Origin of the sequence: Acidiplasma aeolicum, assembly GCF_001402945.1 — an archaeon.
GTDB classification, from domain to species: Archaea; Thermoplasmatota; Thermoplasmata; order Thermoplasmatales; family Thermoplasmataceae; genus Acidiplasma; species Acidiplasma aeolicum.
Window position 1 is genome coordinate 1 of sequence record NZ_LKBG01000290.1, and the last position, 6,141, is coordinate 6,141.

The following is a 6,141-nucleotide window of genomic DNA, read 5'->3' on the forward strand; positions in this document are numbered from 1 at the left end:
CAGATGGGATCTGTTCCAGAAAAGCAGGAGAACATAGAGAAGGCAATATCATACACCGATGAGGCTGTATCGCAGGGCGCTGATATAGTCGTTTACAATGAACTTTTCACAACACCGTATTTCCCTGCAGAGGAGAATATGAAATACTTTGAGTATGCTGAAAGGGACGATGGTGAAACAGTACAGATTTTTAGAAAATATGCAAGGGAGCACAAGGTTTCATTAATACCAACAATTTTCGAGGAGGATAAGGTTGTTAGAGGGATATTCTATGATACAGCTATATTTATTGGCAAGGATGGAAATGTCATGGGAAAGTACAGAAAGATTCACCTTCCACAGTTAAATGGGTACTATGAGAAATATTATTTCCATCCTGGAAGCGGATACCCTGTATTCCAGCAGGACGGCTACAAAATAGGGTCTGTTATATGCTATGACAGGCATTTCCAGGAGGGCCCAAGAATACTGTCATTGAAGGGTGCCGATATTGTTTTTGTTCCAACAACAACAAATTTTTACCCTGAAACATGGGAACTGGAGTTAAGGGCACATGCGGCGTTTAACACAATCTTTGTGGTGGGTGTTAACAGAACAGAGGAGGAATTTAACGGCCAAAAAATCAAATATCTTGGAAGGAGCCTTATTGCCGGTCCATCAGGTGAAATAATTGCACAGATGTCTGATAAAGAAGGTGTAAAGGTTGCGGATGTAAATATAGACCTAATCAAACAGAGGAGGGAAAAGGCACCATTCCTTGCTGACAGAAAGGTCATAGCATATAAAGATCTGGTCGATAATGATATCGGCAACATATATTATGAAAAGGATGTTATGGGTGATGATAAATGACCGATAAAATAGAGATAGACAACGGCCAGGTTTTCCTTGATAAGGAAAATAAGATCAATGACTATCTCTGGAATCCTGATTTTAATCCTGTGCCAAAGGATTTAAGAAAATGGGGTGCGGCATCATTTACAAGCCTCTGGTTTGCAATGGCAGTTATAGTCCCAACATGGACGCTCGCCACGGTTGGCCTTGCCCTGGGCCTGAGCTGGACTCAGGTTATTATATATATGTTTCTTGGCAATTTAATTATTTTAATACCAACAATAATACAGTCCCATGGCGGTGCGAGGTACGGTGCTGCAGAACCACAGCTTACCAGAAGCAGGTGGGGAATCTATGGTGCGCAGATACCATCATGGATAAGAAGCGTAATATCCATGGGGTGGTGGGGCATTGAATCATTTATAATAGCCGAGGCGGCAACATATATTTATCTTGTGAGTGCAAAGGCATCATCCCTTAAAACGCTGGTAGCCTATGTTGGTCCGGGAACACTGCCAAAGTATTTTCCAACAGTATTCTGGACAATATTCGTTATAGTCATAATCACACAGCTGATAATTTTTTACATATCGCCACCGGTAAAGGGGCAGAATCCGCTTAGAATTATGGCAAAAATTGCAGCACCAATAATGGTGGTAAGCTTTGTCATAATGTTCTATTTATTCATGTCTGCCGGAAAATTTAATTTTACACCTATAACAACATATAATAAGGCGGGAGCACCACTAATAGTCCAGCTTGCATTTATAAATTCAAATGTTGCATACTGGGCAACCATGGCGGTGAGCATGCCTGATTATACAAAATATGCAAAGTCACAGTTTTCACAAACCGTGGGCCAGATACCCATGCCGTTTATTATGATGGCCGTTGGTGCCATGGCCCTTCTTGGTGCAGGTGCATCAATCAGTGCAGGCTGGCTCCATGTTTCAAGTTCAGCAGGCTTCTTTAACTATGACCCGCTTGAATTAATGGCACTGTACTTTCCATCATACTTTTCAATACCGCTGCTAATTGCAGTGATTATTGGAACATTCTCTGTAAATGTGTTTGCAAACTCCATAGCACCGGGATATGATATAGCCAATACATATCCAAAAAGATTAACATGGTTCAGGGGCATTGTCATAGGTGTAATAATCAGTGTACTTCTTGGTGCATATACAGCATACAGTACAAGCGTTTACACATATGTTGATGGATGGCTTCTTGCATATGGTGCACTTCTGGGCATGGTTGAGGGCATAATTGTGTTCGATTACGCAATATTAAGGCATTTCAAATTAAACATAAGGGATTTATTCAGGTACGATGGAATATACACATTCCTGCATGGCTTTAATCCGGCAGCGCTAATATCAGGCACCGTGGCTGTTATTATAACATATGTATATCCCTGGGGAATCTCAAAGGCCTATATATTCCAGCTGTTATACGATAATTCATGGATCACCGCATTCTTTATAGCCGGAATTCTTGATCTGCTGCTTAACGCCTTCTGGGTTATACCAAAGTACGGTAAGAATCAGATTGGAAGCCTTAAATCAGGATATGTTGACCCGGAAACGCAGAGTCTTTTTGATGCAAAGATGGCCGCATCATCCGGCAAAAAATAGGTGCATCAATGAGAGAAGAATCCTCATGGAGACAGGATATTATCTCTGTTGATCCAAAAAATGGATATGTGGACTTAAAAACCACATATCCTGACAATAAATATTTATGGAATCAGGATTTCCAGCCCACGGCTGAAAGGAATAGAACATGGGGATCATGGACATTTTTTGCAATATGGTTTGGCATGGCGGTGGAGGTTGAATCATGGAGCCTTGTATCGGTGGGCTTTGATTTCGGGTTTAATTGGTTCTGGTCCCTGATGGCAGTGTTTATAGGTAATGCTGCTGTTTTGGTACCGATTTTAATCATAGCACATGGAGGTGCAAAGTACGGCATGCCTGAAACATCATTGACAAGGAGCAGGTGGGGAACTTATGGGACATGGGTGCCATCATTTGTAAGGGGTCTTATTGGTGCAGGATGGTGGGGTATAGATACATGGATTATTACCGAAAGCGTTTCCGGCATGTATATAATATACTCAGGACTCAAACCCGAGCTTCTAAGTCTGGTTGCATCAGGAAATGCAACACCGTTCACCATATCAACCATTAATCCTGACCTTTTCTGGGGTGTATTTATAGCCACCATACTGGTAAGGCTTGCAATACTTTATTTATCACCACCAAAAAGCGGTCAGACCCTGCTTAAAAAAATTTCATGGATTGTTCCATTTATTGCATTTCTTGGTTTTATAATCCTATTTTACATCGATGCCCAGAGTGTTTCCTGGAATTTTTCACCCATTTTTAAAATAGGCACCACTGTTTCTGGATATGCATTCTGGTATGCAATGATTGGATTAATTAATGCAAACATAGCATTCTGGGCAACCATGGCAATAAGCATGCCTGATTATACAAGATATGCAAGATCACAGAAATCCCAGATTTATGGCCAGCTAACACTTCCAATCATGATGCTTGGAATTGGCGCCATGGCGCTTCTCACCGCTGGAATAAGCATTATAAAATATAAAACACCAATATACGACCCAATTCTGCTGACTACAATCTCGCTTCCACCGGACCTTGCATACATAACGCTTTTCCTGCTGCTTCTTGGTGTCTTAATGGTAAATATATATGCAGATACTGTAGGTCCAGGATATGATTTTTCAAATATTTATCCAAAGCTTATTCCATGGTTTGGTGGTGTTTTAATAGTTGTTGCAATAGCCGCATCGCTTCAGTCATGGAGTTTTTACTTCAGTGCAGGTGCGTATGTTGAAAACTGGCTTCTTGGATACGGTGCAATACTTGGCGCAGTGGAGGGTGTATTAATATTTGACTATGTTATCATAAGGAGGTTTAAATTCGAAATATCAGATGTGTTCATGCCAAATGGCAGATTTAGGTACTGGCGCGGGTTTAACCCTGCAGCAATTATAGCATTTGTGATTGCAATATTCCTTGTGTATCCACCATCAACATACCTTCCTGTAAGCTTTTATCTTTACCCATACCAGTCCTGGATTTATCAGGCATCGTGGATATCAACAATTCTAATATCTGGTTTTGTATATATTATACTTATGAAATACTGGGTTATACCAAAATATCAGCCAGAGTTAAGGGGAGGCTTACTTCATGGATATATAGCAGATGATACCAAAAATATCTTTGAGGGTGCAGAAAAATGATTATAAAAAATGCATTGACATATCCTGAGGGAAAATTAATGGATATCAATATATCCAATGGAATGGTATCAGAATATGGGGATGGTGAGATCATTGATGCCCAAAAACATCTTGTAATACCAAGCTTTTCAGAACTGCATATTCATCTGGATTCTGCATTTATATCAAGATCTGGCATTATAAATAAAAGCGGTACCCTTGAGGAGGGGATAAAACTCTGGGATGATTATAAGCTTCATAAACTTAATGCAGAGGATGTCCACAGCAGGGTAATAAATGCAATCAGGCTTCTGGCCAAAAACGGCGTAACAAGAATAAGAACCAATGTTGATGTATCCGATCCTGAATTAACAGCATTAAAGGAAATTTTAAAGATAAAAAAAGAGGTTAATGATGTTGATATTCAGGTAACAGCATTTCCACAGCATGGAATTTATACAGAAAAACAAAACATTGAGCTGCTGGAAAAATCACTGGAAATGGGTGCTGATAATGTTGGGCTTGCACCGCATCTCGAAAATACATATGAGGATGGCATCAGGTCTGTTAAAACTGCCTTTGACCTTGCAGAAAAATATCAAAAAAATATAGACGGCCATATTGATGAGACAGACGATCCTGAATCAAGGTTTATCGAGTATCTTTGCACTGAAAAAATAAAAAGAAATTTTAATGGTACAGTTTCTGCCGGGCATCTCACTGCAATGCATTCATACAATAACCAGTATGGAAATAAAATTATTAAGCTCATATCACTGGCCGGTGTTAATGTTATATCAAATCCATTAATTAATATGAACCTGCAGGGTAGGTATGATTCATATCCAAGAATAAGGGGAATTACAAGGATACGCCAGATGATTGAAAATAATGTTAATGTTGTTATAGGTCAGGATTGCATTGAGGATCCATGGTATCCGCTTGGCACCGGGGACCCTCTGGATGCACTTTTCATGGCCGTACATGCCGAGCCATTAATGACCCCAGAATTACTTAATTATTCACTAAACATGGTTACATTCAATGCGGCACGGGCCTTTGGCATTAAAAATTATGGGTATTCAAATGGTGATCAGGGTGATTTTATAATCACAGAATCAAAAAATCCTGTGGAATTCCTTCAGTTCAGATCCCCAAGGATTGTAATAAGGAAGGGAAAAATTATAAAAGGTGATAGGAATGAATGATTTATTAATAAAAAATGGAAATATTTGCCTGCCCTCAGGCATGGTAAAAAAGGATCTTTATATTAGGGATGGCAAGGTAAGCAAAATAGGTGATATTAATGAAAAGGCTGATGAGGTCATCGATGCCTCAGGAAAACTAATTCTTCCAGGGCTTATAGATGGTCACACGCATATGGACTTTCCATTCATGTCAGAGGTAACCGCCGACGATTTTTATTATGGCACCATGGCGGCCCTGGGTGGTGGAGTTACAACAATAGTGGATTTTATTACACCATCCAAGGGGGAAAATCCACTGGATGCATATGAAAGATGGAGAAAAAAGGCTGATCCAAAGGTAGTCTCTGATTATTCACTGCACTGCATACTTAGATCAGGTGATAAAACATCACTTGATGCTGTAAAGCCATTAATAGACCGTGGCGTTATATCATTTAAATTATTTATGGCATACAAAAACGAGCTTCTGCTTGATGATGAGTCATTGTATGATGCCATAAAGGAGATAGCAAGGCACGGTGGTGTTACCGCAATACATGCTGAGAACGGCGCAATAGTTGATAAAAGAACAGAGGAGCTTCTTGCGGATGGAAAAATAGATCCGGTTTATCACTATTTTTCAAGGCCGGAAATAGTTGAAATAGAGGCGGCAAACAGAATAGCGGCAATAGCATCCATGATAGGCAGGGATGTAACACTCTACATGGTTCACACGTCAACATATGAATCTGTAGATATTTTTAGGGAGTACAGAAAGAAGGGGTATAAGTTCTATAATGAAACAACACCGAATTATCTGACATATGATTATTCTGTTCTTGAGGGGGAATACGGTTACAG

The 6,141-nt window shown here is 39.9% G+C and carries 5 protein-coding genes; all 5 read left to right on the forward strand.

Features of this window, described 5'->3' with window-relative positions; translation table 11 throughout:
- Positions 1–852: carbon-nitrogen hydrolase family protein (locus AOG54_RS09285; RefSeq protein ID WP_055032644.1), on the forward strand; the 852-nt coding region annotated here is incomplete at its 5' end.
- Positions 849–2,471: a cytosine permease gene (locus AOG54_RS09290; protein ID WP_054964510.1), complete on the forward strand. Its 1,623-nt coding sequence runs from the start codon at positions 849–851 to the stop codon at positions 2,469–2,471. The genes AOG54_RS09285 and AOG54_RS09290, both read left to right, overlap by 4 nt.
- A gap of 8 nt (positions 2,472–2,479) precedes the next feature.
- Entirely contained in the window at positions 2,480–4,114 is a 1,635-nt protein-coding gene (locus tag AOG54_RS09295; protein ID WP_055032645.1) for a cytosine permease, read from the forward strand.
- Positions 4,111–5,301: an amidohydrolase family protein gene (locus tag AOG54_RS09300; RefSeq protein WP_055032646.1), complete on the forward strand. Its 1,191-nt coding sequence runs from the start codon at positions 4,111–4,113 to the stop codon at positions 5,299–5,301. The genes AOG54_RS09295 and AOG54_RS09300 overlap by 4 nt, the downstream gene beginning before the upstream one ends.
- The coding region (locus tag AOG54_RS09305) for an amidohydrolase family protein (protein ID WP_156324240.1) at positions 5,294–6,141 on the forward strand (848 nt) is incomplete at its 3' end. The genes AOG54_RS09300 and AOG54_RS09305, both read left to right, overlap by 8 nt.

Bases quoted from the DNA above. Each gene is read 5' to 3' on its own strand.
- AOG54_RS09290 (WP_054964510.1), top strand. From the start codon at position 849: ATGACCGATAAAATAGAGATAGACAACGGCCAGGTTTTCCTTGATAAG.
- AOG54_RS09295 (WP_055032645.1), top strand. From the start codon at position 2,480: ATGAGAGAAGAATCCTCATGGAGACAGGATATTATCTCTGTTGATCCA.
- AOG54_RS09300 (WP_055032646.1), top strand. From the start codon at position 4,111: ATGATTATAAAAAATGCATTGACATATCCTGAGGGAAAATTAATGGAT.